This window comes from Mesorhizobium sp. M0751 (assembly GCF_040320265.1).
Taxonomy (GTDB): domain Bacteria; phylum Pseudomonadota; class Alphaproteobacteria; order Rhizobiales; family Rhizobiaceae; genus Mesorhizobium.
This window is the reverse complement of the sequence record NZ_JAMYPH010000017.1, coordinates 59,398-85,855: the sequence shown is the minus strand read 5'-3', so window position 1 is coordinate 85,855 and position 26,458 is coordinate 59,398. Positions and strand designations below refer to the sequence as shown.

At 63.4% G+C, this 26,458-nt stretch carries 30 protein-coding genes and 1 pseudogene; 17 read left to right on the top strand and 14 right to left on the bottom strand.

The window, feature by feature from the left end; translation table 11 throughout:
- Positions 1 to 20 precede the first annotated feature (20 nt).
- Both NKI19_RS23765 and NKI19_RS23760 read left to right on the top strand, forming a co-directional pair.
- Positions 21 to 446 carry an Hsp20 family protein gene (locus NKI19_RS23765; protein WP_023675270.1) on the top strand — a complete coding sequence of 142 codons (426 nt, stop codon included), beginning with the start codon at positions 21 to 23 and terminating at the stop codon, positions 444 to 446.
- 63 nt (positions 447 to 509) lie between these two features.
- The gene (locus NKI19_RS23760; protein ID WP_023675269.1) at positions 510 to 767 is read left to right on the top strand and encodes a BQ00720 family protein; all 258 of its coding nucleotides are present in this window, start codon (positions 510 to 512) and stop codon (positions 765 to 767) included.
- 92 nt (positions 768 to 859) lie between these two features.
- Here the strand turns inward: NKI19_RS23760 and ptsN are convergent, their stop codons facing one another.
- The 6 genes from ptsN to lptC form a co-directional block, all read right to left on the bottom strand.
- Positions 860 to 1,324, bottom strand: a complete 465-nt coding sequence (gene ptsN, locus NKI19_RS23755; protein ID WP_023675268.1) for a PTS IIA-like nitrogen regulatory protein PtsN — start codon at positions 1,322 to 1,324, stop codon at positions 860 to 862.
- A 59-nt stretch (positions 1,325 to 1,383) separates the two neighbouring features.
- Entirely contained in the window at positions 1,384 to 1,968 is a 585-nt protein-coding gene (hpf, locus tag NKI19_RS23750; protein WP_352565606.1) for a ribosome hibernation-promoting factor, HPF/YfiA family, read from the bottom strand.
- A 291-nt stretch (positions 1,969 to 2,259) separates the two neighbouring features.
- Positions 2,260 to 3,786 (bottom strand): RNA polymerase factor sigma-54, encoded by a 1,527-nt coding sequence (gene rpoN, locus NKI19_RS23745; RefSeq protein ID WP_352488635.1) that lies wholly within the window; start codon positions 3,784 to 3,786, stop codon positions 2,260 to 2,262.
- A 197-nt stretch (positions 3,787 to 3,983) separates the two neighbouring features.
- Entirely contained in the window at positions 3,984 to 4,802 is an 819-nt protein-coding gene (lptB, locus tag NKI19_RS23740; protein ID WP_292664962.1) for an LPS export ABC transporter ATP-binding protein, read from the bottom strand.
- The gene (locus NKI19_RS23735) at positions 4,802 to 5,410 is read right to left on the bottom strand and encodes an LptA/OstA family protein (RefSeq protein WP_292664963.1); all 609 of its coding nucleotides are present in this window, start codon (positions 5,408 to 5,410) and stop codon (positions 4,802 to 4,804) included. Before NKI19_RS23735 ends, lptB begins: the two co-directional genes overlap by 1 nt.
- Positions 5,397 to 6,110 (bottom strand): LPS export ABC transporter periplasmic protein LptC, encoded by a 714-nt coding sequence (lptC, locus tag NKI19_RS23730; protein WP_352488633.1) that lies wholly within the window; start codon positions 6,108 to 6,110, stop codon positions 5,397 to 5,399. The genes NKI19_RS23735 and lptC overlap by 14 nt, the downstream gene beginning before the upstream one ends.
- A 308-nt stretch (positions 6,111 to 6,418) precedes the next feature.
- Between lptC and sppA the strand changes: the two genes are divergently transcribed.
- The 4 genes from sppA to lhpI all read left to right on the top strand — a co-directional run bounded on the left by sppA (position 6,419) and on the right by lhpI (position 9,142).
- Positions 6,419 to 7,375: a signal peptide peptidase SppA gene (gene sppA, locus NKI19_RS23725; RefSeq protein ID WP_352488632.1), complete on the top strand. Its 957-nt coding sequence runs from the start codon at positions 6,419 to 6,421 to the stop codon at positions 7,373 to 7,375.
- An 81-nt stretch (positions 7,376 to 7,456) separates the two neighbouring features.
- Complete coding sequence (locus NKI19_RS23720; protein ID WP_023675261.1) at positions 7,457 to 7,741, top strand: integration host factor subunit beta; 285 nt, start codon at positions 7,457 to 7,459, stop codon at positions 7,739 to 7,741.
- A 47-nt stretch (positions 7,742 to 7,788) separates the two neighbouring features.
- Positions 7,789 to 8,121 (top strand): LapA family protein, encoded by a 333-nt coding sequence (locus tag NKI19_RS23715; protein WP_352488631.1) that lies wholly within the window; start codon positions 7,789 to 7,791, stop codon positions 8,119 to 8,121.
- Between the two features lie 52 nt (positions 8,122 to 8,173).
- Positions 8,174 to 9,142 (top strand): bifunctional Delta(1)-pyrroline-2-carboxylate/Delta(1)-piperideine-2-carboxylate reductase, encoded by a 969-nt coding sequence (gene lhpI, locus NKI19_RS23710; RefSeq protein ID WP_352488630.1) that lies wholly within the window; start codon positions 8,174 to 8,176, stop codon positions 9,140 to 9,142.
- A 98-nt stretch (positions 9,143 to 9,240) separates the two neighbouring features.
- Here the strand turns inward: lhpI and NKI19_RS23705 are convergent, their stop codons facing one another.
- Positions 9,241 to 9,609, bottom strand: coding sequence for a VOC family protein (locus tag NKI19_RS23705; protein ID WP_352488629.1), 369 nt, complete (start codon positions 9,607 to 9,609; stop codon positions 9,241 to 9,243).
- Between the two features lie 86 nt (positions 9,610 to 9,695).
- Positions 9,696 to 10,368, bottom strand: a pseudogene (locus NKI19_RS23700) (helix-turn-helix transcriptional regulator).
- Positions 10,369 to 10,491: 123 nt separating this feature from the next.
- Here NKI19_RS23700 and NKI19_RS23695 point away from each other — a divergent pair.
- From NKI19_RS23695 to olsB, 7 genes are all read left to right on the top strand, one after another.
- Positions 10,492 to 10,977, top strand: a complete 486-nt coding sequence (locus NKI19_RS23695; RefSeq protein WP_352488626.1) for an anthrone oxygenase family protein — start codon at positions 10,492 to 10,494, stop codon at positions 10,975 to 10,977.
- Positions 10,978 to 11,066: 89 nt separating this feature from the next.
- A complete protein-coding gene (locus tag NKI19_RS23690; protein ID WP_352488625.1) occupies positions 11,067 to 12,128 on the top strand; it encodes an RsmD family RNA methyltransferase in 1,062 nt (353 codons plus the stop codon).
- On the top strand, positions 12,129 to 12,992 hold the full coding sequence (locus NKI19_RS23685) for a TrmH family RNA methyltransferase (protein ID WP_352488623.1): 864 nt from the start codon (positions 12,129 to 12,131) through the stop codon (positions 12,990 to 12,992).
- Positions 12,993 to 13,018: 26 nt separating this feature from the next.
- Positions 13,019 to 13,495, top strand: a complete 477-nt coding sequence (lspA, locus tag NKI19_RS23680) for a signal peptidase II (protein ID WP_352489105.1) — start codon at positions 13,019 to 13,021, stop codon at positions 13,493 to 13,495.
- A gap of 51 nt (positions 13,496 to 13,546) precedes the next feature.
- Positions 13,547 to 14,536, top strand: a complete 990-nt coding sequence (gene acuI, locus NKI19_RS23675) for an acrylyl-CoA reductase (NADPH) (RefSeq protein ID WP_352488622.1) — start codon at positions 13,547 to 13,549, stop codon at positions 14,534 to 14,536.
- An 88-nt stretch (positions 14,537 to 14,624) separates the two neighbouring features.
- A complete protein-coding gene (locus tag NKI19_RS23670; RefSeq protein WP_352488620.1) occupies positions 14,625 to 16,913 on the top strand; it encodes a hybrid sensor histidine kinase/response regulator in 2,289 nt (762 codons plus the stop codon).
- 149 nt (positions 16,914 to 17,062) lie between these two features.
- Positions 17,063 to 17,938, top strand: coding sequence for a l-ornithine N(alpha)-acyltransferase (gene olsB / locus NKI19_RS23665; protein WP_292664606.1), 876 nt, complete (start codon positions 17,063 to 17,065; stop codon positions 17,936 to 17,938).
- 9 nt (positions 17,939 to 17,947) lie between these two features.
- Here olsB and NKI19_RS23660 read toward each other — a convergent pair whose 3' ends face one another.
- Entirely contained in the window at positions 17,948 to 18,580 is a 633-nt protein-coding gene (locus tag NKI19_RS23660; protein WP_352488618.1) for a trimeric intracellular cation channel family protein, read from the bottom strand.
- Positions 18,581 to 18,690: 110 nt separating this feature from the next.
- Here NKI19_RS23660 and NKI19_RS23655 point away from each other — a divergent pair, with 110 nt between their 5' ends.
- Entirely contained in the window at positions 18,691 to 19,302 is a 612-nt protein-coding gene (locus tag NKI19_RS23655; protein WP_352488616.1) for a TetR/AcrR family transcriptional regulator, read from the top strand.
- Between the two features lie 53 nt (positions 19,303 to 19,355).
- Positions 19,356 to 20,135, top strand: coding sequence for a cupin domain-containing protein (locus tag NKI19_RS23650; protein ID WP_352488614.1), 780 nt, complete (start codon positions 19,356 to 19,358; stop codon positions 20,133 to 20,135).
- 124 nt (positions 20,136 to 20,259) lie between these two features.
- Here the strand turns inward: NKI19_RS23650 and grpE are convergent, their stop codons facing one another.
- Complete coding sequence (gene grpE / locus NKI19_RS23645) at positions 20,260 to 20,895, bottom strand: nucleotide exchange factor GrpE (RefSeq protein ID WP_352488613.1); 636 nt, start codon at positions 20,893 to 20,895, stop codon at positions 20,260 to 20,262.
- A gap of 238 nt (positions 20,896 to 21,133) precedes the next feature.
- Here grpE and NKI19_RS23640 point away from each other — a divergent pair, with 238 nt between their 5' ends.
- The gene (locus NKI19_RS23640) at positions 21,134 to 21,337 is read left to right on the top strand and encodes a hypothetical protein (RefSeq protein ID WP_023675249.1); all 204 of its coding nucleotides are present in this window, start codon (positions 21,134 to 21,136) and stop codon (positions 21,335 to 21,337) included.
- Between the two features lie 126 nt (positions 21,338 to 21,463).
- The gene (locus tag NKI19_RS23635; RefSeq protein WP_023675248.1) at positions 21,464 to 22,486 is read left to right on the top strand and encodes a fatty acid desaturase; all 1,023 of its coding nucleotides are present in this window, start codon (positions 21,464 to 21,466) and stop codon (positions 22,484 to 22,486) included.
- A 44-nt stretch (positions 22,487 to 22,530) separates the two neighbouring features.
- On the opposite strand, the gene NKI19_RS23630 is transcribed toward NKI19_RS23635, so the two are convergent.
- From NKI19_RS23630 to NKI19_RS23615, 4 genes are all read right to left on the bottom strand, one after another.
- On the bottom strand, positions 22,531 to 23,151 hold the full coding sequence (locus NKI19_RS23630; RefSeq protein WP_352565603.1) for a DJ-1/PfpI family protein: 621 nt from the start codon (positions 23,149 to 23,151) through the stop codon (positions 22,531 to 22,533).
- A gap of 136 nt (positions 23,152 to 23,287) precedes the next feature.
- Entirely contained in the window at positions 23,288 to 23,824 is a 537-nt protein-coding gene (locus tag NKI19_RS23625; RefSeq protein WP_352488612.1) for a DUF934 domain-containing protein, read from the bottom strand.
- 189 nt (positions 23,825 to 24,013) lie between these two features.
- Positions 24,014 to 24,778 carry a phosphoadenylyl-sulfate reductase gene (locus tag NKI19_RS23620; protein ID WP_352565601.1) on the bottom strand — a complete coding sequence of 255 codons (765 nt, stop codon included), beginning with the start codon at positions 24,776 to 24,778 and terminating at the stop codon, positions 24,014 to 24,016.
- Entirely contained in the window at positions 24,753 to 26,423 is a 1,671-nt protein-coding gene (locus NKI19_RS23615; protein WP_352488610.1) for a nitrite/sulfite reductase, read from the bottom strand. Before NKI19_RS23615 ends, NKI19_RS23620 begins: the two co-directional genes overlap by 26 nt.
- Positions 26,424 to 26,458 lie beyond the last annotated feature (35 nt).

The following is a 26,458-nucleotide window of genomic DNA, read 5'->3' as shown; positions in this document are numbered from 1 at the left end:
TCTTGAGAGGACACTGTAACATGAGCCGAATGACGCCTTTTTCCAGCCCGCTTCTCCTCGGTTTCGATTCCATGGAAAAGACGCTGGAGCGCTTGGCAAAGTCCGGTGACAGCTATCCCCCCTACAACATCGAGCGCCTCAGCGGTGCCGACGGCAAAACCGAAAGGCTGCGTATCACGCTCGCCGTCGCCGGTTTCGCGGAGAGCGATCTCGATGTCACAACGGAGGAGAACCAGTTGGTCGTGCGCGGCCGTCAGAACGACGACACCGAGCGCGAATTTCTCCACCGCGGCATCGCCGCGCGCCAGTTCCAGCGCTGTTTCGTGCTGGCCGACGGCATGCGGGTGATTGCGGCGGAATTGAAGAACGGCCTTCTGTCGATCGATCTCGATCGGCCGGAATCCGAACGGCTGGTACGAAAAATAAACATATCGGTGAAAGACTGATTTTTGCCGATAGCTCTCATGCGGGATGGCCTTGAGCGGCGTCTCGCGGCAAGGAGGCTTGAAATGACCAGAACTAACGAAAATATTATCATGACCAGCGGCGAATTCGCCCATCTCGGCGAAGGTTCGGTCGCCTATCTCAGGAAAGTGTCGAGCGACGATCTGCGCGGCCGTTTCCCGGGTCTCGGCGAAATCGCCCCCGGGCTGGAACTGTGGGCCCTGTTTGCCGCCAATGGCCAGCCGATCCTGCTTTCGGACGCTCGCGACCGGGCGCTGGCTGGCGCGCTGGAAAACGATCTGACCCCGGTCGCTATCCACTAACGTCGCTATCCACTGACAAATACGGCGCAGCGATCTGGTTGGAAACGGACAGGGCCGCTCACGGCGGCCCTCCAACGGATTTAATCAAAACCTCAGGCGGCGTGCGAGGCCTGCGTGTCCGACAGCAGCGCATGGATGGCCACGGCGTCGCGCGTGCCCCTGATCTTGGCAACCGTGTCGGCATCGCGCAGCACCCGCGCGATGCGCGACAGCGCCTTGAGGTGGTCGGCGCCGGCACCTTCGGGAGCCAAAAGCAGAAACACCAGGTCGACCGGCTGATCATCGAGGGCCTCGAAGTCGACCGGTGTCTCCAGCCGGGCAAAAACGCCGGCGATCCGCTTCACCCCGGCCAGCTTGCCGTGCGGAATGGCGATGCCGTTGCCGACGCCGGTCGAGCCGAGGCGCTCGCGTTGCAGGATGGTATCGAACACCTCTCGCTCCGGAATGCCGGAAATCGCCGCCGCCCTTTCGGACAGCAATTGCAGCAGCTGCTTTTTGGAGTTCGCCTTCAACGCCGGCATGATTGCCGGAACGCTGACGAGATCGCTCAGATCCATGCTTGAAATCCCTTGTTCGCCTGCCGTCGCCAGTCCCCACGCTCGCGTGCGGCTGGTCTTTACCCCTGCGCGACCTTGGCCGTGGACGGGTCGATCCAGCCGATATTCCCGTCCGGCCGGCGATAGACGATGTTGAGATGGTCGTTTCCGGCATTGCGGAAGACCAGGACCGGGCTGTCCTTGGTGTCGAGTTCGATCACCGCTGACGCCACCGACATGGTCCGCAGCGTCATGGTCGATTCGGCGACGATGGCCGGCGCGAAATTCTCCGATATGTCCTCCTCGTCGTCGGCAAGCGGCGCCATCACCGTATAGGCGACGTCCGTGAGCTCGCCGTTGCTATTGCCTGAATTGTGCGACTTCAGCCGGCGCTTGTAGCGCCTGAGGCGCGTTTCCAGACGGTCTGCCGCGGTATCGAAGGCAAGCGTTGGATCCTGGGCATCGCCGGTCGCCTGCAGCGAAGCGCCGGAGTCCAGCCGGATCATGCAATCGGCCGTGTAGCGCGACCCCGATTTGACGACTACGATTTGCCCTGAAAAGCCCCGATCGAAATATTTCCCGATCACTTCCCCGACACGGTCGTTGATGCGCGTACGGAACGCATCGCCGATATCCATGTGTTTTCCCGATATGCGCAGTGTCATCTGAAAACTGACCTTCCTTGCTCAGGCTTCAAACTGTCCCGAGTTTATACTCGTGGTCCGCGCGCACAAGCTTTTGCGGCGTCACTTGCGCCGATTTTAGATCCGAACTTTCCGGTTGATCACAAGCCGCCTTCTTGGCCGTCCCGTGGCCTACGTCGTGACGGACCATCTCTCGTGCGGGCATCAGCGAACTCAAATCCAGTCGCCAGCCCGTCTCATGCGGGCGGGCTTCTAGCCACTTCGTTGCCGCTTGTCAATGAAGGGCGAAAGCTGTGGAAATTCCGCCGGAGATCAACGGCCGGCGCTGGCCAAAGCGCGTTTTTCGCGCCGCCGCTGCACCGACGAGGGTATGTTCATGCCTTCCCGGTACTTGGCCACCGTGCGCCTAGCGATGTCGACGCCGCTTTCCCGCAGCATGTCCACGATAGCATCGTCGGAAAGCACATCGACGGCTTTCTCCTCGTCGATCAGCTGCTTTATGCGGTCGCGCACCGCTTCCGACGAATGCGCATCGCCGCCACCTGACGAAGCGATCGAGGCGGTGAAGAAATAGCGCAGTTCGAACACACCGCGCGGCGTCAGCATGTATTTGTTTGCCGTGACCCGGCTGACCGTTGATTCGTGCATGCCGATGGCGTCCGCCACCGTGCGCAGGTTGAGCGGCTTCAGGTGCCGCACGCCGTGGACGAGAAAAGCGTCCTGCTGGCGCACGATCTCGGAGGCCACCTTGAGAATGGTCTTCGCCCGCTGGTCGAGGCTGCGTGTGAGCCAGTTGGCGTTCTGCAGGCATTCGGCGAGAAAATCCTTTTCCGCCTGGTTTTTCGCATGTGGCGTGACCTGGGCGAAATAGATGTGATCGACCAGCACGCGCGGCAGCGTCTCGGCATTGAGCTCGACCGTCCAGCTGCCGTCATTGGCTGCGCGCACCTCGACGTCGGCCACGATCGCATCGCTGGCACCGCGCGAAAACGCCATTCCCGGCCGCGGGTCGAGCGCCCGGATCTCGGCCAGCATGTCGAGCAGATCCTCCTCGTCGACGCCGCAAATCCGCTTCAGCGTCTGGAAATCGCGCCGTGCCAACAGTTCCAGATTGGCGATCAGCGCCTTCATCGCCGGATCGAGCCGGTCGCGCACCGCAAGCTGCAGCAACAGGCATTCGGCGAGGTCGCGGGCGAAGATGCCGGCGGGCTCAAATGTCTGGCAGACCGCCAGGACCTTTGCCACCGCCGTGGCGTCCGTGCCGAGGCGGGCCGCGATCTCGGCCATGTCGGCACGCATGTAGCCGGCCTCGTCGAGGCCGTCGGCAAGCTCGCCGGCGATCAGGCGCGCCGCCGGATCGGCAAACGCGAGCGCCACCTGCTCGCCGACATGGTCGCGCAGCGTGATGGCAGCCGCCGCCATATCCGCGACGTCGAAGCCGTCGGAGGAAGAGGTGGAACCGTTGCCGGACGCCGATTTCCATTGTGCCGTCAGGTCGGGCCCGAGCCGCTCGCTCGTACCCGGATCGTCAGGAAACAGGTTTTCCAGCGACGTATCGAGCTTTTCCGAGATCGCCTCGGCGCTCCACGCCGTCTCCGCCTCGAACCAGTCGCCGTCGGCGGCTGGTTCCGGTGCGGCGTCGCCCTTCTGCGCCTGGTCGCTGGCGGCGTCCTCCTGCGGTTCGGCGCGTTCCAGCAGGGGATTGCGTTCGATCTCGTCGTCGATGAAGCGTTCCAGCTCGAGATGGGTGAACTGGAGCAGGCGGATCGACTGCATCAGCTGCGGCGTCATCACCAGCGACTGCGACTGTCGTAGCTGTAGTTTTGCCGCCAACGCCATGGTTCGGTTTCAAACGCTCCGTCTACGCACCCGCACTGCTGGAAGGACTTTTGCAGGCCAGCATAGAAACTGGCCCGGCTTTTGCTTGTCAAGGCGAGGAGCGGTAAAACTCGCCTGCCGGCGCATTTTCAGGCAGAAAATTGAAGAAAAAGCTGCTGGACTACGCCGGAAATCCCGCTCGAACCGGAATTTCGCATTTAGAGCGTAAATCCCTCGCCGAGATAAAGCCGCCGCACATCGGCATTTGCGACCACCTCGTCGGCCCGGCCATGGGTCAGCACCTGGCCGGCATGGATGATGTAGGCGCGGTCGATCAGGCCAAGTGTCTCGCGGACATTATGGTCGGTGATCAGCACGCCGATGCCACGTGCCGTCAGGTGGCGCACGAGCTGCTGGATGTCGGCGACGGCGATCGGGTCGATGCCGGCGAAAGGTTCGTCGAGCAGCATGTAGGCGGGGCGGGTTGCCAACGCACGGGCAATTTCGAGGCGTCGCCGCTCACCGCCGGAGAGCGACAGCGACGGAGCCTTGCGCAGATGGCTGATATGGAATTCCTCGAGCAATTCGTCGAGCAGGCGCTCACGTTCCTTGCGGCTCTTTTCGACCACTTCGAGCACGGCCCGGATGTTTTGCTCGACATTCAGGCCGCGAAAAATCGAGGCTTCCTGCGGTAGATAGCCGATGCCGAGACGGGCGCGGCGATACATCGGCATCGACGTGACGTCGAAACCGTCGATTTCGATGGTGCCTTCATCGACCGGCACCAGGCCGGTTACCATGTAGAAACAGGTCGTCTTGCCGGCGCCGTTGGGGCCAAGCAGCCCAACCGCCTCGCCGGCGCGCACGCCCAGCGTCACGCCGCTGACGACTTTGCGGCCCTTGTAGCTTTTGGTCAGCCCCTTGGCGATCAAAGTTCCCTTGAACTTTGCCGCTTCGACGGTGACCCTGGCCGGTGCCGCAAGTTTGCTGGCGGCGCGCCCTGGAAGACGCGCCAGCAACGACGATATGCCGGTCATCAGGGTTTCGCTGCTCCGGACTTCGCCGGCGGCGTGATCGACATCATGACGCGGCCGCCGCAAGCGTCGACCTGGGCAAGGCCACTCTTCATCTGCACGGTAAGCTTGCAGCCGACAAGCACGTTGTCGCCTTGCGAGAGCACGACCTTGCTGCCCGAAAGCACCAGCACTTCGGTCTTCATGTCGAAGGTGCCGCGATCGCCGGTGGCAACCTGATTGTCCGATTTGATGTAGACCTTATCGTCGACCTCGAGATGGTCGATGTTGGCGGATCCGGTCATTGCCGCGGCACCCGCGGGCTGGGCGCCTTTGGCGGCGCCTGCGTCCCTGACGTAATAGACCGTCATTTTGCCGGCCTTGAGCACGGTTGGACCCTGGACGACGTTGACGTTGCCGGTGAAGACGGCGACGCTTTCCGCCTGGCGCACCTCGAGCTTGTCGCTTTCGATCTGGATCGGCTTGTCGCCCGACAGCCTGAGACCAGACATTTGGCTGGTGGCACTGGATTGCGCCAGAGACGGCGCCGTCCCGAAGGTCAGCCCCAAGGGCAACCCAAGCGTCAACGCCGAAATCGCGGCGAGGCGCCGTGCCGAACTACTGAACCGCATTGGTCTCTCCGCTCTTTGCCTCTGCCGCCTTCAAACTGGCGGGATCGATGTCGACGCGCACCTTGTTCTCGAAAACCAGGACCTTGCCATTGTCCTGGACCGACATCGAATCCGCCCTGATCCGCGACCCGCCGCGGCTGACATCGACGGGCTCGCTTGTCTTCATAGTGCCTTCGCCCATATCGAGATAGACTGATTTGAATTTTGCCACCACACCATCCGTGGTCGACACGGTCACGTCGCTGGTCAGGCTGAGCGTGTTGCCGTCGCGATCGTAGGTGCCGTGCGTGGCATCGATGGCGGCCGTGTTGTCGGCCGCAATCGGCAGCTTGGCCTTGATGCCTTCCAGATCGATGATGCCTTGTTTGCTGACGTCCTGTATGGCGCGCAGGGCCGTCATCGAATAGGGCAGGTCCTGCTTGGTGAAGCCGTTGAGCTTGGGATTGGCCATCACCAGCTTGCCATTGGCAAAGGCGCCGCCATCAGCCTGCACCTCGATTGCAGCGGGAGCCATGAGATAGGAATAGACCGGAAACGCGACCGCGATCACGGCAGCGACCAGCGGCACGGCCAGCTTGAGGATCCGGACCCGGCGCGAATGACGCTGCGCAATGTCAAACGCGTCGACCCGCGCCCGGCCTGCGGCCTTGGGAGCCAACTCCGTCTCGGTGTTGGTCGGTTCGATTGGTCCCGCTAACATGACTGCTTCTTCTAAACCCCTGCCCGCCAGGCCGCCCTATAGGTGGGGTGCCGGCGCCCTCAAGCAAGCACAAGCCGAGGAAAACCGCAAAAATGTGACAGCCGCCCCTGTACAATGAAAATGGCCCCAGCGCAGCCTGTACCTCATACCAGATATGGGCGCACAGTGTTAGAGCCTGTGCAACGTGACAGGTTGAGGCTTGCCGCGAATGCCTAAGACGGCCTTTGGCGCAAGGTCGTCAGGAAACGGTAGCCGGGCGCGAATGGTTGCTTTAAAAGCATCTGCTCCCACCGACTACGAGGCTGACCATGGCATTGAAAGCCGACGACCTGATCGACCGCCGCCGCTTGCGCCGCAAGCTGACATTCTGGCGTGTTGCGGCGATTATCGTCGCCGCAGCCGGGCTGATCGCCTTTTCGGCGTGGATCTATGGTGACGACTTCACCGGCGCGGCTGTCGACCACATCGCCAAGGTCAAGATCGAAGGCACCATCACCGAAGACGAAGAACTGATCAAGCGGCTGGAGGCCATCCGTCAGTCGCCGCGCGTCAAGGCTGTGATCCTGTCGATCGATTCACCCGGCGGCACCACGGTCGGTGGCGAGTCGATCTATGAGGCAGTGCGCAAGCTCGCCGCCGACAAGCCGGTGGTGGCCGAGGTCGGCACGCTCGCGGCTTCGGCCGGCTACATGATCGCCACTGCGGCCGACCATATTGTCGCACGCAAATCCTCGATCGTCGGCTCGATCGGCGTGCTGATCCAGTACCCGGACGTCAGCGGCCTCATGGACAAGCTCGGCGTCAAGCTGGAGGAGGTGAAATCCTCGCCCTTGAAGGCCTCGCCTTCTCCCTTCAAGCCGACCAATGACGATGAGCGCGCCATGGTCCGCAAGCTCATCCTCGACAGCTACGACTGGTTCGTCGGCATCGTCGCCGAGCGCCGCAATATGACCAAGCCGGAGGCGCTGGCGCTCGCAGACGGGTCGATCTTCACCGGCCGGCAGGCGGTCACCAACAAATTGATCGACGCGGTCGGCGGCGAGGCCGAAGCGATCGACTGGCTTGCAGGCAAGGGTGTCGATGCCAAGCTCAAGGTGGTGGAATGGAAGGACACGGAAAAACACGGGGGTTTCCTGTTCTCCAAGACGATGGCGCAGACCGTCGGTGCTGCGCTTGGCCTGCCCGGCCATGGCGGCGACGTCCTTCACGAAATTGGAGCGGACCGCTTGTTTCTTGACGGTCTCGTTTCCGTCTGGCACCCTTGAGGAACCGCTTGGGACGAGTGAAAAACCAAATAAAATCATTCTGATAATTTCGGCGGCACTGCTTTTACGGGGAGCCTTTTCATGATCAAATCCGAACTTGTGCAGATCATCGCCACGCGTAATCCGCATCTTTTCCTGCGCGACGTCGAAAACATTGTCAGCGCCATCTTCGATGAAATCACCGACGCGCTTGCCGAGGGCAACCGGGTCGAGTTGCGCGGCTTCGGCGCGTTTTCGGTGAAAAACCGCCCTGCCCGCACCGGCCGCAACCCGCGCACCGGCGAATCCGTAGAGGTCGAGGAGAAATGGGTACCGTTCTTCAAGACCGGCAAGGAATTGCGTGAAAGGCTGAACGGAGGCAAATAGGCGAGGCGCCCGCCACCGCTCCTGCCTTTTCTTCCGAACGGAAAAACATGTTCAATCGCTTCATTCTCATCGTGGTTTTCGTGCCGCTGGCCGTCATCCTGATTGCGCTGGCCGTCGCCAACCGCGAACCGGTGGCCTTCACACTCGATCCGTTCAATCCCGGCAATCCGGCGCTGACGTTGACCGTGCCGCTCTTCATTTTCCTGTTCCTGGCGCTGGCCATCGGCATGATCGTCGGCAGCCTGGCGACCTGGATCAAGCAGGGCCGCTACCGCAAGCTGGCGCGCCAGCGCGGCGCCGAGGCCGAGAACCTGCGCCAGGCGGTCAGCCGCGCGCCCACCGCGTCGCGGGGCCCAGCCTTGCCGAAGCCGACGAACTGAGCCGCGGCTCGGGCCTGAAGCACAACCGGCCTAGTTCTCCACGGAGCCTTTCATGCTGACCATTTCCGCCGCCGAGGTCGATCGCGCGCTGACCTTTTCCGGGCTGGTCGAGACGTTGCGTGCCGCTTTTCGCGATGGCGCCGTGCAGCCGGTAAGGCACCATCACACGGTCGAGCGGCCCGATGGCGCCGCCTCGACGCTGCTCTTGATGCCGGCCTGGACCGACTTCAACGCAGCCGGCACCTCGGCCGATGGCCATATCGGCGTCAAGATCGTCACCGTGTCGCCCGACAACAATGCCGTCGGCAAGCCGGCGGTGATGGGGCTTTACCTCTTGCTCGACGGCGCCACCGGCGAGCCGCAGGCCTTGATCGATGGCCAGAGGCTGACACAGTGGCGCACTGCCTGTGCCTCGGCGCTGGCCGCCTCCTATCTGGCCCGCGAGGACGCATCGCGGCTGCTGGTGGTCGGCGCCGGCGCGCTGTCGCCATTCCTTGCAAAGGCGCATTCGGCGGTGCGGCCAATCAAGAACATCCGCATCTGGAACCGTACGCCGGCCAATGCCGAAAAGGTCGCGGCAAAATTGCGTGCCGAGGGTTTTGCGGCCGAAGCAGCAGGCGATCTCGACGCCGAACTCGGAAAGGCCGATATCGTGTCGTCAGCGACCATCACCACCATGCCACTGATCAAGGGGGCACTGTTGAAGCCCGGCGCCCATGTCGATCTGGTCGGCGGCTTCACACCGGCGATGCGCGAAAGCGACGACGACGCGATTGCACGCGCCCGCGTCTATGTCGACACCCGCGCCGGCGCCACCAAGGAAGCAGGCGATATCGTCCAGCCGCTGGCCTCCGGGGTTCTGAAGCCGGAAGCCATCGTCGCCGACCTCTATGAACTGGCGCGCGGCCAGAAAGAAGGTCGGCAGAGCGACGACGAGATCACGTTGTTCAAGTCGGTCGGCGCGGCCCTCGAGGACCTCGCCGCCGGCATTGCCGTGTATCGGGCAAGAGTAGGGGAGTAGGGCAGTAGGAAACCGTGCTAATCGTGCGGCGCCGCGCCTAGTGCTACTTTGCTCTCGCCTACTGCCCTATTGCCCTACTGCCCTACTGCCCTACTGCCTTACTCCCTTTGCCAATAAACCCGCAGCCGGTGGTTGTCCGGATCGAGCGCGACAAACGTGCGCCCGAAATCCATGTCGGTCGGGCTCTGCAGGATGGTCAGACCCCGTCCAGACCAGTCGGCGTGAGTGGCATCGACCTCGTCAGGCGTGTCCAGCGCAAAGACGATCTCGGCGCCGCCGCCTGCTGCCGCGGCGGCCGGCTCCACGGTGTGACGCGACCAGAGGCCGAGCTTAAAGCCGCTGTCGAGCACGAACAGCACGAAGGTCGGTGAGGTCTCGACCGGCTGCCGCCCAAGCAGCGCGCTGTAGAAGGCGCCGCTTTGCTCAGGCTTGTCGACATAGAGGATGACGAAATTGGGCGGTGTCATGAATTGCTCTCCAGATGGTTTCGATTGGCGGAGCATAGCGTACGCCACTGCCAGATTCTGGCAGCAGTCTTAAGTGAGCAGCAGCCTCAGTTTGGCGTGTCGAGCGTCGCCCGCCATTCTTTGAGCAGTACCTGACGGCGGCGCGGATAGCGCATCTCGGTGGCGTTGAGGCCGGATATCCGATCGGCGCGAAAGTGCCTGAAATCCTGGCGCATCTCGCACCAGGCCGCGACGACGCGCACCTTGTCGAAGAAGCCGAGTGCGAACGGCCAGACGGTGCGCTCGGAGGCAGCACCGCCGGCGTCGCGATAGACAAAGCTCAGCTTGCGCTCCTCCCGGATGGCCTGCCGCACCACGCCGAGATCGATGCCTTCGGTGACCTCGGTGCGCGACCCGACCAGCAGCGTCGAGGCGTCGAGCTCTTCGCGCAAATCGTCCGGCAGCACCGCCGCGATCTTGGCCAGTGCGTCGGTGGCGGCGTTCGCAAGCCGCCAGTCCGGCTGCTTGGCCACCCAGCGCGAACCGAGAACGATCGCCTCGATCTCCTCATCGGTGAACATCAAGGGCGGCAGCATGAAACACGTAACCCAGCCCCGCCTCGCCCTCGATCGGCGCGCCCTGCCCCTGCAGCGTGGCGATATCGCGATAGAGCGTGCGGATCGACACGCCCATTTCGCCCGCAAGGCTGCGGCCGCTGACCGGCCGGCGATGCCGGCGCAGGATCTGGATCAGGTCGAGCAGGCGTTCGGCGCGGGACATGGATCGCAACCCGGTTGATAGATGCCCAATTTGAATGGACGATAGTGCGCCTGCGCTTTCGGCGGCAAGCAAGATGATCGCCGACCCGGAACGTCTGCGCCGTGACGCCGTTGTCTGGCCATTATGGATATACGCGGTTTTCTGTTGTTCTGGTCGGTTTTGACCGCCATCGTCGCTGCGCTCAGCCTTGGGCCGTCCTTTGCCCATGTGCTGGAATCGGTGCCGCGGCTGACCAGATGGTCGCCTTCGCTCTGGCGTGACACCACTGTCTTCAACGCTCAGTTCCAATTCTTCGCGATTATCGGCGCACCGCTGGACGTGGCGGCGATCGTCTGTCCGGGCCTCCTCGCCTGGATACTGCGCAGCGATCGCCCGGCATTCTGGTGGGTCTTGGCCGCCACCGTGCTTTATCTGACGGCCCTGGTGGCGTGGTTTACCCTGGTAAAACCGGCAAACGATGTCCTGGCCACCTGGGTGCCCGGACCGATCCCGGACAATTTCGAAACGATCCGGAGCCGCTGGGAAAGCGGCCATATGGTCGTCACCGGCTTCAAGGCCGTTGGTTTCATAGCGCTCGCAATCGGCCTGCTGTCGATCAGGCGCGGCTGATCCGGTTGCACACGTCGGCAGCCCTTTTGTTGCGCCGGTCAATACGCTGTGGCAGAAGCGGCCAAGCCGCCGTCCGGAGATGCGCCTTCTTGAAACCTTTTCGCGACAGACGCCGCGACAGCCGCCCGCCCACGAAGGGCGGGGCGGAGCAGCCGCGGCGGCGCGATGCCGGCCTGACCGTCGGCTCGGAGCCTAAACCGCAGAACCGGTCCGAGCCGAAAGCCGCGCCGCGACCTCTATCCCGCCGCGATGGCGCGCTGCCTGCCGAACATCTGCCGCTGATCCTCGAGGTCGGCCCCAATCAGGACTACGCGCTGCTCGACAGCGGCGCCGGAGAAAAACTCGAGCAATACGGCCCTTACCGCATCGTTCGGCCGGAGGGCCAGGCGATCTGGCAAAAGGCTTTGCCGGCCAGGGACTGGGAGCGCGCCGACGCCATTTTCACCGGCGATACCGACGAGGAAGGCATCGGCCGCTGGCGCTTCCCCAAGACGCCGCTCGGCGAGACCTGGCCGATGAAGCACGACGGCATCGACTATCTCGGCCGCTTCACGTCGTTTCGCCATGTCGGCGTCTTTCCCGAGCAGGCCTCGCATTGGGACCACATGGCCGAACTGATCGCGGCGGCAAAACGGCCGGTGAAGGTGTTGAACCTGTTCGGTTACACCGGCCTTGCCTCGCTGGCGGCGGCGCGTGCCGGCGCCGAGGTCACCCATGTCGATGCTTCCAAGAAGGCGATCGGCTGGGCGCGCGAAAACCAGGAGATGGCGGGCCTGTCGCAAAAGCCGATCCGCTGGATCGTCGACGATGCCGTGAAATTCGCCGAACGCGAGGAGCGCCGCGGCAGCCGCTACGACATCATCCTGTTCGACCCGCCGGCCTATGGCCGCGGACCGAAAGGCGAGGTCTGGCAGCTGTTTGAGGACCTGCCGGCGCTGACCGACATCTGCCGCGCGATCCTGACGCCGAAGCCGCTCGCCGTGGTGCTGACCGCCTATTCGATCCGCGCCTCCTTCTTCGCCATCCATGCCCTGATGCGCGACACCTTCGCCGGCATGGGTGGCACGGTCGAATCGGGCGAATTGATCATCCGCGAGAAATCTGCCGGTCGGGCGCTTTCGACATCGTTGTTCTCACGCTGGGTGGCTTGAATGAGTGCGTACGAACGGCACGCGGGCGCGCCAGGGCAGGTGAAGGAAGTCACCAGCCTCGCCAACCCGCTGGTCAAGGACATCAAGGCGCTCGCGTTGAAGAAATTCCGTGACCAGCAGAATGCCTTCATTGCCGAAGGCCTGAAGCTGGTCATCGACGCGCTTGATCTTGGCTGGTCGATCAGGACATTGGTCTTCGCCAAGGCCGGACGTGGCAATGCGGCAGTCGAAAAGGTCGCGGCGCGCACGGTCGCAGCCGGCGGCACCGTACTTGAAGTCTCGGAAAAGGTGCTGGTCGCCATCACCCGTCGCGACAATCCGCAAATGGTCGTCGGCGTGTTCTCGCAGAAATTCTTGCCGCTGAAGGACATCCGCGCCCGTGACGGCGACATCTGGGTGGCGCTCGATCGTGTGCGCGACCCCGGCAATCTCGGCACCGTCATCCGCACCGTCGACGCTGTCGGAGCCAGGGGCGTTATTCTGGTCGGCGAGACCACCGATCCCTTTTCGGTCGAAACGGTGCGCGCCACCATGGGCTCGATCTTCGCCGTGCCGGTCGCCAAGGCGACGCCCGAGGCTTTTCTCGCCTGGCGAAAGAGCTTCCCCGGCCTTGTCGCCGGCACCCATCTGAAGGGTGCGGTCGACTACCGCTCTGTCGATTTTTCAAAAGGCCCGGTGCTTTTGATGATGGGCAACGAGCAGCAAGGCCTGCCTGACGAGCTTGCCGCAAGCTGCGACAAGCTGCTGCGGATACCGCAGGCCGGCCGCGCCGATTCGCTCAACCTTGCGGTGGCCACCGGCGTCATGCTGTTCGAGATCCGGCGCGGCGCACTGAAGCTCGGCCCTGAGGACGCCGGATCATGACATCCCAAGCCGTGAAACTGCAGACCATGAAATCCTGGAGCCCCTACGCTTTTCTGGTGGTCGCCGCGATAGCGCTCGACCAGTGGCTGAAATATCTGGTCGAAACCGGCCTTGCCTTTCAGGAACGGCTCGAGTTGCTGCCGTTCCTGGCGCTGTACCGCACCTACAACACCGGCATCGCGTTCTCGCTGTTTTCGTCCTTCGGCGACACCGGCCTGGTGGTCGTCGCGGTTCTGGTGGTCGCCTTCGTGCTCTATCTTGCGGCCCGCACGCCGCCCGGCCACCTGCTCGCCCGCATCGGTTTCGCGCTGATCGTCGGCGGCGCACTCGGCAACCTGATCGACCGCGCTGCCTATGGTCATGTCATCGACTATGTCCTGTTCCATACGCCGGTCTGGTCCTTCGCCGTCTTCAACCTGGCCGACGCCTTCATTTCGGTCGGTGCCGTGCTGGTCGTCTTCGACGAACTCATTGGCTGGCGGCGCGGAACGTCGGGCGATTGACCTCACTCGCCTGGCGCCGCACATTCTGATCTGCAAGCCCGAGGAGAAAAAATGCCCGAAACCTTCAAAGCCATCCTCGTTTCGCGCGACGCCGAGAAAAACCAGTCGGTCGCGGTGACCGAGCTTACCGAAGCAGACCTGATGGAAGGCGATGTCACCGTCGCGGTCGAGGCGACGACGGTGAACTACAAGGACGGCCTTGCAATCACCGGCAAGGCGCCGGTGATCCGCCGCTGGCCGCTGGTGCCGGGCGTCGATTTCGCCGGCACCGTCATCTCGTCTTCCAGTCCCGACTGGCGCAAGGGTGACAAGGTCATATTGAACGGCTGGGGTGTCGGCGAGACGCATTTCGGCGCCTTTGCCGGACGCGCCCGCGTCAAGGGCGACTGGCTGGTGCCGCTGCCGGACGGCATGAGTTCGCATGATGCGATGGCGGTCGGCACCGCCGGCTACACCGCAATGCTTTGCGTCATCGCGCTGGAGCGCCACGGCATCGTGCCCGACCGCGGCCCGGTGGTGGTGACCGGCGCTGCCGGTGGCGTCGGCTCGGTCGCGGTCTCGATCCTGTCCAGCCTCGGCTATCACGTCATTGCCTCGACCGGCCGCGCTGCCGAAAGCCCGTATCTGATAGACCTTGGCGCCGCGGAAGTAATTTCACGCGACGAGCTTGCCCAGCCTGCAAAACCGCTCGCCAAGGAACGCTGGGCCGGCGGCGTCGATGCGGTCGGCAGCCACACGCTGGCCAACGTTCTGTCGATGACTTCCTATGGCGGCGCCGTCGCCGCTTGCGGCCTTGCCGGCGGCATGGACCTGCCGGCAAGCGTCGCCCCCTTCATCCTGCGCGGCGTCTCGCTACTCGGCATCGATTCGGTGATGGCGCCCAAGGCGGTCCGCCTCGAGGCCTGGCGCCGCATCGGCACCGATCTCGACCACACAAAGCTTGCCAGCCTGTCGACGAGCATCGGCTTCGACGGCATCATCGGCGCCGCGCATGACATCGTCGAGGGCAAGATCCGCGGCCGCGTGGTGGTGGATATGTGAGCCCAAAAGGGACAAAAAAGAGCGCGACCGCTAAAATTCGAACGATCAACCACAACCTTCGATAAGCTCTGTCTGGCAGGAGTTCCGTATGATTGCGGAACCCGGCATCAGAGAGGCGGAACCAGCCGAACGGGCCGACGGGACGGCCCCCGAGGCGCCAGGACGGCAGCTTATCGCCGCGCCGCCGCTGGCGCCGGAACTGCCGGCCTCCAACCGCGAAGGCCTGCCCTTCCTGACGCTCGTCGCCATCGTCGTGCTGGCGGGCCTTTCGCATCTGACCGGAGCGCCGATCTTCATCACCATCGGCCTTTTGGCGACAGCCATCGCCGGGCTCGCCATGCATCTGCGCAACAGGCGCACCGAGCGCCGCGCGGTGGCCCTGCTCGATGCCACGACCGCCCGCAGCCGCGCCGAAATCGAGACGCTTGCCGACCGCATGTGGGAGATGCAGGAGAGCGAGGAGCGCTTTCGCGGTCTGATCGATGCACTCGGCGATCTCGTCGTCCACCGCGACCGCGACGGCCACATCGTCTACGCCAACAAGGTCTTCGCCGACCTTGTCGAAACCGACCAGCGCGACCTTGCCGGCAAGACCCTGGCCGAACTGGGCATCGATGTCGGCATCGTCCCCGACGCCGCGTTTTCCGACCATGAATGCCTGAGTTCCACCGACGTCGCCATTCGCACGCCGGACGGCCCACGCTGGTTCTCTTGGATCGAGCTGTCGGTCCGCGACAAGGACAGCGGCGCCGTCTCGCATCGCGCCATCGCCCGCGACATCACTGCCCGCAAGCGCGCCGAATCCTCGCTGATCACCGCCCGCGAGCGGGCCGAATATGCGAGCCAGGCCAAATCGCGCTTCCTCGCCACAGTCAGCCACGAGATCCGCACGCCGATGAACGGCATCATGGGCATGGCCCGGCTTCTCGCCGACACCAGCCTTTCGCCCGAGCAGCGGACCTATGTCGGCGCCATCTCGACCTCGGCCAGCGCGCTGCTGGCGCTGATCGAGGACCTGCTCGACTACTCCAAGATCGAGGCCGGCCGCTTCGATCCCGAACCGCAGCCGATGTCGGTGCGCGAGATCGCCGACAATGTCGTCGAGCTTTTGGCGGCGCGGGCTTTTGCCAAGGATATCGGCCTCGGCTGTCATGTCGAACCCGACGTGCCGCAGTTGATCACCGCCGACCCCGGCAGGGTCAGGCAGGTGCTGCTCAACCTCATCGGCAACGCCGTCAAGTTCACCGACAGCGGCGGTGTCCTGGCAAGCATCGCCCGCGTCCGCACCGAAACCACCGACCGCATCCGCTTCACCATCTCAGACACCGGCCCCGGTCTGCGCGAGCAGGACATGGAGCGCATCTTCGAGGACTTCGAACAGGCTGACGGCACCTCGACCCGTGCGCATGGCGGTGCCGGCCTCGGTCTTGCCATTTCCAAGCGCCTGGTGACCGCCATGGGCGGCACCATCTCCGTGTCGAGCCGGCTTGGCCAGGGGTCCGAGTTCGTCTTCGATATTCCCGCTATTTCCGCCGTCGAGGCGGCGCAGATCCGGCAGGACCCGCTGTCGGGCCGGCATGCGGTGATCGTGTCGAAGAACCTGGTCGAGGCCGAAGCCATTGCCCGCACCATTCGCGCCAATGGCGGCACGGTCGATCTGGCCACCGCCGCCGCCCAGGCCACCCCTTTCGCCGAGGGCTGCGACGTGCTTCTGATCGATGCTGCCATGGAGCAAAGCGACGGCAGGCTGCTCAGGCGCCTGCGCCAGAGCGGATTTGCCGATTGCGAGGCAGTGACGCTGATCGCGCCCACCGACCGCGGCATGCTTGGCGAGTTCCGTGCCAACGGTTACGCCACCTTCCTGGCGAGGCCGGTGCGCGGCGAGACACTGCTGCGCGTGCTTTTGACCAGCCATGCGCCGGTCATCGCCGAGCCGCAATTGCAAAAGCGCGGCGCGCAGGCTGGGCACGCCATTGGCGCCCGCCAGCAGGGCCTGTCGGTGCTGATCGCCGAGGACAACGACATCAACGCCATGCTGGCTCGCGCCACGCTGCTGAAGGCCGGGCATCGCGTGAAGGTGGTCGGCAACGGCAAGGCCGCGGTCGAGGCGGTCATCAGCACCGGCCACAAGCACCGCTACGACGTGGTGCTGATGGACTTGCACATGCCTGTCATGGACGGGCTGGACGCCATCGCCGCCATCCGCCGCCATGAGGAGGAGACCGCGGTGCCGCCGGTGCCGATTATGGTGCTGTCGGCCGACAGCCAGGAAAAGACCCGCCACGCCGTGCTCGCTCACGGTGCCAGCGGCTTCGTCACCAAGCCGCTCGACCCCGATGCCCTGGTTCATGCGGTCGAAGGGCAAGTGGCCGCCTGAGGCACAACATAGACGGTCGATAGATTACCCAGCCGACGAAGTATTGCCCGCAGAGCCGTATCACGGTACTGTCACAATCCTGTTGCACCTACACCGTATCCCCGTGCCAAGAGGGATGGCTCGAAGGAGAATCACTCGTGCATACAGTCATGCCGGAATGTGATGCTCGGCCGAACGCCAGCGGGCCTTTGCTCGTCGGCCGGAACGCCGATGCCGTCATAAAAGGCGCATCGCTCGGCCGCATCGGCAATCTCGAAGTGCGGCTCGCCCGCAACGAGGCCGAGATCGCTGCCGCGCAGGAGGTGCGCTACCGGGTGTTCTACGACGAGCTTGGCGCCAGGAAGGACCTGTTCCAGATGCAGGACCGTCGCGACGCCGATCGCTTCGATCCCCTCTGCGACCATCTGCTGGTCTTCGATACTTCGCTTTCCGGCCCCGAGCATCGCCGCATCGTCGGCACCTACCGCCTGCTGCGGCAGGAGATTGCCGCGGCGGCCGGCGGCTTCTATTCCGAAGGCGAATTCGAGCTGACCAAGCTGATCGCGCGGCATCCCGGCCAGCGCTTCCTCGAGCTCGGCCGCTCCTGCGTTCTGCCGGAATACCGCTCGAAGCGCACCATCGAGGCGCTGTGGCAAGGCATCTGGGCCTATATCAACCATTACGGCATCGGCGTGATGACCGGTTGCGCGTCGTTCCACGGCACCGTGCCGGCGGCACATGCCGAGGCGCTGACCTATCTTGCCCACCACTGCCGGACGAATTCATCGTGGGACGTGCGTGCCGTCGCCGGGCGCTATTGTTCCATGGATCTGATGCCGATCGAGGCCGTCAATGCCAAGGCGGCGATCGCCGCGATGCCGCCGCTGGTCAAGGGCTATCTGCGCGTCGGCGCGCGCATCGGCGACGGCTGCGTCATCGACCGTGAATTCTCGACGGTCGACGTGTTCGTGGTGATGCCCGTCAAGGAGATCGGCGCCCGCTACGTCAATTATTATGGCGGGGAAGCGCAGCGGTTTGCGGCCTGACACCTTAATTCAGGGAATATCTTCCGGACGCCGGCCAGGCTTGCTTTTGTAGGACGGAAAGGCCCAGCCGAATTTGAGCGCGCCGCCGCGCACGCAGAAAGCCGCCATGAAACCTGCCAGGCCCGACGCAAGCGGCGGCAGTCCGGCGAAATCGCCAAGTGTGTAGAGGCCGGCGCCGGCAAGCGCTGCGGTAACGTAGATCTCCGGTCTCAGGAGCACCGAAGGCTCACCTGTCAACAGATCGCGCAGAATGCCGCCAAGGGTTCCGGTGAGCATGCCGGTGACGATCGAAACTACAGGTGAGCCGGTGATCGTCAGCCCCTTGGCCGCGCCCATCACCGAAAAGGCCGCAAGACCTATGGCATCGAGCCAGAGCAGCAATTTGTAGCGGGACTCCAAACGATGTGCGCTGAAGAAGACGACGACCGCCACCGCCGCACAGATTAGCACATAGTCGCGGTTTCCCACCCAGAACACGGGTACGTTGAGGATGACGTCGCGAACCGTGCCGCCCCCGATGCCGGCAACGCTAGCCAGAAACAGGTAACCGATAATGTCGAGCTGTTTGCGCGAGGCGGCCAGCGCACCGGTCGCCGCGAAAACGGCGACGCCGGTGTAGTCGAGAAGCTCAATGGGGTTCATGGAGTGAATAATGAAACAGTGAGTAGGGAATAGCGAGTGGCTCCCGAGAAAGCGGATTGACCCCAAATGAATTAAATGGTTGAATTGTTCATTCAATTAGGTGGACGCCTGTGTCCCCTCGCCGCTACAGCATGGGTTCCCGGACTGCCGCCTCCGCTAAGACGAGGCAGCGCATCCTCGACGCGACAATCAAGCTGCACACCCAGAACGGCATCTTCGGCACGACTTGGAAGGACATCGCTACGGAAGCCGATGTCGCCGTTGGCACCGTCTACAAGCATTTTCCTACTCTGGACGACCTAGTTCCGGCGTGCGGCGAAGTGCTGATGGAGCGCCTGCGTCCTCCGTCGCCCGAATCGGTGACGGAGATAATCGGCGGGGCGACGGACTCTAAAGAACGGTTGCACCGGGTCGCCAACGAGCTGTTCGCCTTCTACCACCGTGGCGGACGGCATCTCGAAAGCGACCTGCGCGAGCGCCAGCTTCCAGCCATGCGGGAATGGGAGGAATACCTGCGACACATGGTGGCCGGATTCGTGCGCGAGGCACTGGCGCACGACAGTCCCGGCGATGATGTCGTGCAGGCAATCAGCTTTCTATTCGACTTTCCGACGTTCAACGCGATGCGGATACGCGGCATGGCGGTGGACCTCGCCGTCGAAACGGCAACAGAAATGGCGCTCTGCTGGCTCAAAGGCCAAGGCAGAACGAGCACGTCTTGAGCGAACAGAATGCGGGAGGCGAAACAAAGGTCAGATAGCAAAGGGAGGAAGTCATGGACACGAATGTCGTTGAAATCACCGAATTTGCATTGAAGCCCGGATTCACCGAGCAGATGTTCCTGCAGACCAGGGATGAAGTGAATGACGAGGTGCGAAAGCTCAAGGGTTTCCTCAACCGTCGCCTGCTCAAATCCGAAGGCGGCTGGACGGAGATATTCGAATGGGCGGACATAGACAGCGCCAAGGCGGCTGGCGAAGTCTGGTCTACTTTGCCCGGCATCAAAAACTATTGCTCGATGGTGAACACCGCCTCGCTGAAGGTCGGCTACCACTCTGTGGCGGCCGTGGCTAGTGGCAAAGCCGGCGGGAGCACCCCTCGCGCCTTTTGCAGTCACCCCTTGGAAGGAGAGGCACGCTGGTGGCTTGGCTCGCTGGCGGTGATCAAGGCGACAGCGGCCCAGACGGCGGGCCAGTTCACGCTGATCGAAGTGCTCGAGAATGAAGGCGAGGCGCCGCTGCATGTGCACCATCGCGAGGACGAGTCATTCCAGGTGATGGAAGGCGAGATCGAGTTCGAGATCGGCGGCAGGAAGATAATGGCTGGACCCGGTTCGTTTCTCTTTGGGCCACGCGACGTGCCGCACCGCTATACGGTCAAGCGTGGGCCGGCCCGCATGCTGTTCTTCTTCACGCCTGGCGGTTTCGAGGAACTTCTGAGGGCGACCAGTGTGCCCACCGACGACAGGCGCATCCCTCCGGACGGAGAAGGAATGCCGGACATGGAGACATTCCCCGACGTGGTTCGCCGCTATGGCTGTGAACTGCTGGGCTGAGGGGCAGGAAAGCCCTGCACGGCGACCTGTTTGATCGCCCCCTGAAATCGGACAGGTTGGGGGGCGGTCGATCATCCCTCACGCTTTGGTGACGGTTGCTGCAGAACGGTGCACTATTCCCAGTTCACGCATCCTTCTCAGCCTGCTCGTTGACCGGCCCCGGCTCGACCGGCGCTTCGCTTGCCACATGCTTGGGACCGCCCTTGGCGACGCCGACCATGGCCGGCCGCAACACGCGCTCGCCGATCGAATAGCCGGGCTGCACGACCTGCACGACCGTGTTGGCCGGGACGTCGGGATTGGGCACCTCGAACATCGCCTGGTGGAAATTCGGATCGAATTTCTCGCCCTCGGGTTCGAGCTTCTTCACGCCGTGACGTTCCAGCGCCGACAGCATGGCGCGCTCGGTGATCTCAACGCCGTCGATCAGCGCTTTGAACCCGGCATCGCCCGAAGCTTTGGCCTCCTCCGGGATGGCATCCAGGGCACGGCGCAGATTGTCTGACACCGAAAGCATGTCGCGGGCAAAGTTGGCGACCGCATAGGCGCGCGCATCGTGGACGTCGCGGGCGGTACGGCGGCGCAAATTCTCCATGTCGGCCGCGACGCGCAGTGCGCGATCCTTCAGCTCTTCGTTTTCCTTCAGAAGCCGCACAAGCGCTTCATAGTCGCCGTCGACGCCGCCTTCCCTTGGCTCCGCGGCAGCCTCGGTCTTCTCGGCTGCATCGGGCGCGCGTTCGTCTTTTGCCTGGTCGCTCATCGCCGTTTCCCGTCATTTTTCGAATGGTGTGGATTTGCGCCCGATATCGAGGTTTAGCGGCCAAAAATCAAGGGGCAAGCGCTACTGCAGCCGCTGCCGCGGCCTGATGGCGGGCCGCGCAAACCTTTCGATTTTAATTCAAACTTTACCGTAACCGACGGCTTTGCTTGCCAGGCTACTACAATGCGGGAACCATTCCTCCCTTGGAAGAGTTTCGAAGCCGACACAGGATTTTGAGATGATGCCCCGCAGGAACGGCGAAAAACGCGACGGGCTCGCCGCCGATATCCGGCGCCAGCTCGGCACCGAGGCGACCAAGCGCTTTCTGCGCACCTTGCCGGCCTTCCGCACGGAGTCCGATATTCCCGACCGTCTGAAGGAATTGCTCGACCGCCTGGACGGCGTGGAAGCCAAGGTGGTCGCAGGCGGGCGCCGTCGGTAGACACCGCCGCCAACGACGCGACCTGCAATTGCGGCCGCAATTCCTCGCCATCGCGCGACATTTACGCGCAGTAACTTTGCGTGATCTTCGTCTTGCGGCAGCGCCCTGCTCCGCCTATGTTTCATGATGAACATGATTTCCCCCGAAGCTGTGGCAAACAGCAAGCGCGCCTGGTTGAAAATCCTGTCGCGCTATAAAAAGCCCGACAGGCGTCGCAGCGCCGTCGAACTCGCCATCACCCTCATTCCCTTCGCCACGCTGTGGGCACTGTCCTCGGCCGCCTATGCCTATGGCCATTGGTGGGGTCTGGTCCTCATCCTTCCGGCAGCCGGCTTTCTGGTGCGGATCTTCATGATCCAGCACGATTGCGGCCACGGGTCCTTCTTTGCCAACCGCTATGCCGACGACTGGATCGGCCGCGTGCTTGGCGTGCTGACGCTGACGCCCTACGATTGCTGGCGCCGCGCCCACGCAACCCATCACGCCAGCGCCGGCAATCTCGACGAGCGCGGCACCGGCGACATCAAGACACTGACCGTCGCCGAATACCGGCAACTGTCGTGGCGGGGCCGGCTCGCCTATCGCCTCTATCGCCATCCGCTGGTGATGTTCGGCCTTGGCCCGATATGGATCTTCATTTTCGAGCAGAGACTGCCGTTGGGCATGATGCGGGGCGGCCTCACCCCCTGGGTGTCGTCGATGTCGACCAATCTCGCCATCGCGGTCATCGCCGCGCTGCTCATCTGGTTCGTTGGCCCCGGCGCGTTCCTGGTCGTGCATTTGCCGATCGTCATCCTCGCCGGATCGGCCGGCATCTGGCTGTTTTATGTTCAGCACCAGTTCGAGGAGACGGAGTGGACAAAGGACTCCGAGTGGGAATTCCAGCACGCAGCCCTGCACGGTTCGTCCTATTACGACCTGCCGCCGGTGCTGAACTGGATCACCGGCAATATCGGCGTCCACCACGTGCACCACCTCTCGGCCAAGGTGCCATGCTACCGGCTTCCGGAAGTGCTGAGGGACTATCCGGAATTGCGTGAGATCGGCCGCGTCACGCTTCTCGACAGCCTGCGCTGCGTCAAGCTGGCGCTGTGGGACGAGAGCCGCAGCAAGCTGGTATCATTCCGCGAAGCGCGGATGGCCGTGTAGACGCACCGCCGCACGAAGAGTGCGGCGGCTCCAAATTCCGAGCCTCAAGCCGCCTGGCGTTGGTCGCGCATCAGGATTTCGCCCTGGCGGATCTCGGTGCCCAGCACTTTCAGGCATTCGCGCATGAAGGCGGCAAGGCCCGGCCAGCCCTTGGCCGACACAAGATTGCCGTCGACATGGGCGCCGGTCGGCGCAACATCGATATAGATGCCGCCGGCCAGCGTGACTTCCGGCTCGCAATATTGCAGCGCCGCAACCTCGCGGCCGCGCACCACGCCGTCGACCGCAATCAGGATCTGCACGCCGTGGCAGATGGTGAAGATCGGTTTTCCCGTCTCATGGAAATGCCGCACCAGCGCCTGCACGCGCTTGTCGATACGGATATATTCCGGCCCGCGCCCGCCCGCCGCGTAGACGGCGTCGTAATCGGCCGGATTGACCTCGGAAAACGTCTTGTTGAGGGTGTAGTCGTGGCCGAGCTTTTCCGTATAAGTCTGGTGGCCCTCGAAGTCGTGCAGCGAGGTCTTCAGGATGTCGCCGGCCTTCTTGTCGGGACAGACGACATGGACGGTATGGCCTACCGCGTGCATGGCCTGTTCAAAGACGAAAATCTCGTATTCCTCGCTGAACTCGCCAACGAGCATCAATATCTTCTTGCCAGCCATATCCGGTTCCTCCCTTGTGGCCACATTTATTCGGATCGCGAAATAATGGGCCTATCGTAAGGCGGAGAGGCGCAAAATAAAAGGCTGAATCGGGAATGTGGTCCGACCAGATAGGGCTTCTGACCCCTGGAGCGGATCAGCCGGCGCGCACCCGCCGCCAGGAATATTTCGGGCCTTTGGCCTCCGGCTTCACCGCCGGCTGGTAGAAAAGCGGCAGTCCGCCGGTGCGGCCTTGCTCGAGCCGCTTCAGCAGCACCGGGTGCGAGATCTCGAATTCGTCGAAGCCGAGGCGCAGCATATGCGGCAGTTGGTCGACCAGCACTTGCCCGGTGGCGCGCATGGCGCCGGTGAAGTGGTAACGGCTGCGCAGCAATTCGCCCTTGGAGAACGAGCGGCCGTCATTGAACGCCGGGAAGGCCAGCGCCACCAGCGACAGCTGATCGAGCAGGCCGGCGATCTTTTCGAGCTGGTCGCCGGGCTGCAGCAGCACGCCGATGCGTTCCTTCGCCGACCGCCGCACCTCCGGATCGAGGCCGAGAAACGCCTGCAGCGGCAGGATGACGCGGCCATTGCCGACCAGCGCCTCGGCGCTTTCGGCATGAACCCACTCGTCCTCGCGGAACCCATCCGGTGTCCACAGCCGCGTAGCGTTTTCGGCTATCAAGTCGCTCATCAAGAAAATTCCCAAGTCCACAAGGTTCTAAAGTGCAAAAACACCTCAGGGTGTGTTGAGATTCAGGTCAGGCCGAGCCGAAAATGGTGGCTTCCGAGAACCGGAGCGGAGCGTACGTTGGGTACGTGAGCACCGGAAGCGCAGGAAGCCGCCGTTTGCAGGCCGGCATCACCTGAATATCAATATACCCTAAAGTGAGGCGTCGGTCAGCGACCTTTCCAGCCCCGACAAATGGATGCCGCATTCGGTCTTGGCATGCCCGGCCCAGCGGCCGCTGCGCGCGTCATCGCCCGGCTGCACCGGCTGCGTGCATGGGAAGCAGCCGATCGACAGATAGCCATAGGCGACCAGCGGGTTTTCACGCAGCGCATGTGCGCGCATGTAGCCGGCCTGGTCCGATGTGGTCCAGTGCGCCAGCGGATTGATACGGATGCGCGAGCCGACCGCCTCGAACACCGGGAGCGCTGCCCGGGTCGCCGCCTGGAAGCGCTTGCGGCCGGTGAACCAGGCGCGGAACGGCTCGACGCCGCGCGCCAGGGGCTCGACCTTGCGCACGTCGCAACAGGCGTCGGTATCGGTCTCGTTCAGATTGCCGGTCGGGTCGATCCTTGCCAGCGCCGCATCGTCGGGCCTGATCACCCGGATATCGGTCAGCCCGAAATCGGCGACCAGCGCGTCACGATAGCCGAGCGTTTCCTCGAAATGCTTGCCGGTGTCGAGAAAGATCACCGGCAGCGTGCGATCGATTTTGGCGATCATGTGCAGCAGCACCGCCGAATCCGCGCCGAAGGACGAGACGGCGGCGATTTCGCCGTGAAAGAATTCCCGGGCCGACCGCTCGATGATCTCCAGCGGCTTCAGGTGGCCATAGAGCGCGTCGAGGCCCGCCGCTTGCGCGGCGATGCCGGCCTCGACGTCGACGATACGGTCAAGCGGCCTTGGTTTCGCCAGCATAGAGCGCCTCCTTGAACGGCGCGGGACCGACTCGGCGGTAGGCGTCGATGAATCGTTCGTTTCTGTCCAGCCGAAGCCCGAGATAGGTCTCGACGATCTGCTCGATGGCATCGGTGATCTCTTCCGAACTGAAGCCGCGACCGATGATCTCGCCGACCGAGGTGTTCTCGTCGGCCGAGCCGCCGAGCGTCACCTGGTAGAGCTCGGCGCCTTTCTTCTCGACGCCGAGGATGCCGATATGGCCGACATGGTGATGGCCGCACGCATTGATGCAGCCGGAAATCTTCAGCTTCAATTCGCCGATCTCGCGCTGGCGCTCCAGCGACGCGAAGCGCCGCGAAATTTCCTGCGCCACGGGAATCGAGCGCGCCGTCGCCAGAGCGCAATAATCGAGGCCGGGGCAGGAGATGATGTCGCTAATCAGGTTGGAATTGGCCGTCGCCAGCCCGATATCGACAAGCGCGTCATAGACCGCCTTGAGGTCGGCACGCGCCACATGCGGCAGGATCAGGTTCTGCTCGTGACTGACGCGCAACTCATCGAATGAATATTTTTCGGCAATGTCGGCGACCGCTTCCATCTGGCTGTCGGAGGCGTCGCCCGGCGTCTCGCCGATGCCCTTGAGCGAGATGGTCACCGCCGCGTAGTCGGGATAGCGATGGGTGACCACATTCTGGTCCAGCCATTCGGAAAAGCTCTTGGAGTCGAGGCGGGCAAGCTTGACCGCCTCGTCGCCTTCCGGCCGGTCGACAAGCGCCGGCGGCGCGAAATAGGCGTCGATGGCGCGGATGTCTTCTTCCGGCAGCCTCAGCTCGGCGTCCTTCAATTCCTGCCATTCGGCCTCGACCTGGCGGGTGATCTCCTCGACGCCGGTCTCATGGACCAGGATCTTGATGCGCGCCTTGAACTTGTTGTCGCGACGGCCGTAGAGGTTGTAAACGCGCAGGATCGCCGTGCAGTAGGACAACAGATCCGCTTCGGGCAGGAAGTCGCGGATCTTCTTGGCCACCATCGGCGTGCGGCCCTGGCCGCCGCCGACATAGACGGCGAAACCAAGCTCGCCGGCGGCGTTCTTCTTCAAATGCAGGCCGATGTCGTGCGTCTGGATGGCGGCACGGTCGCGCTCGGCGCCGGTCACCGCGATCTTGAACTTGCGCGGCAGGAACGAGAATTCCGGATGCACCGACGACCATTGCCGCAGGATTTCGGCATAGGGGCGCGGATCGGCAACCTCGTCGGCGGCGGCGCCGGCGAAGTGGTCGGCGGTGACGTTGCGAATGCAGTTGCCACTGGTCTGGATGGCGTGCATCTCGACGCTTGCCAGGTCGGCCAGGATCGCCGGAATGTCCGACAGCGCCGGCCAGTTGAACTGGATGTTCTGGCGCGTCGTGAAATGGCCATAACCCTTGTCGTATTTGCGGGCGATATGGCCGAGCATGCGCAGCTGCTTGCTGTTCAGCGTGCCGTAGGGCACCGCGATGCGCAGCATATAGGCATGCAGCTGCAGATAGACGCCATTCATCAGCCGCAGCGGCCGGAACTGGTCTTCGGTGATCTCGCCGGCAAGCCGCCGCGCGACCTGGTCGCTGAACTCGGCGACGCGGGCCTTGACGAAATCGTGGTCGAACTCATCGTAACGGTACATATTCAGGTCTTTCCGGGCGCGTCCGCCCGTTATTT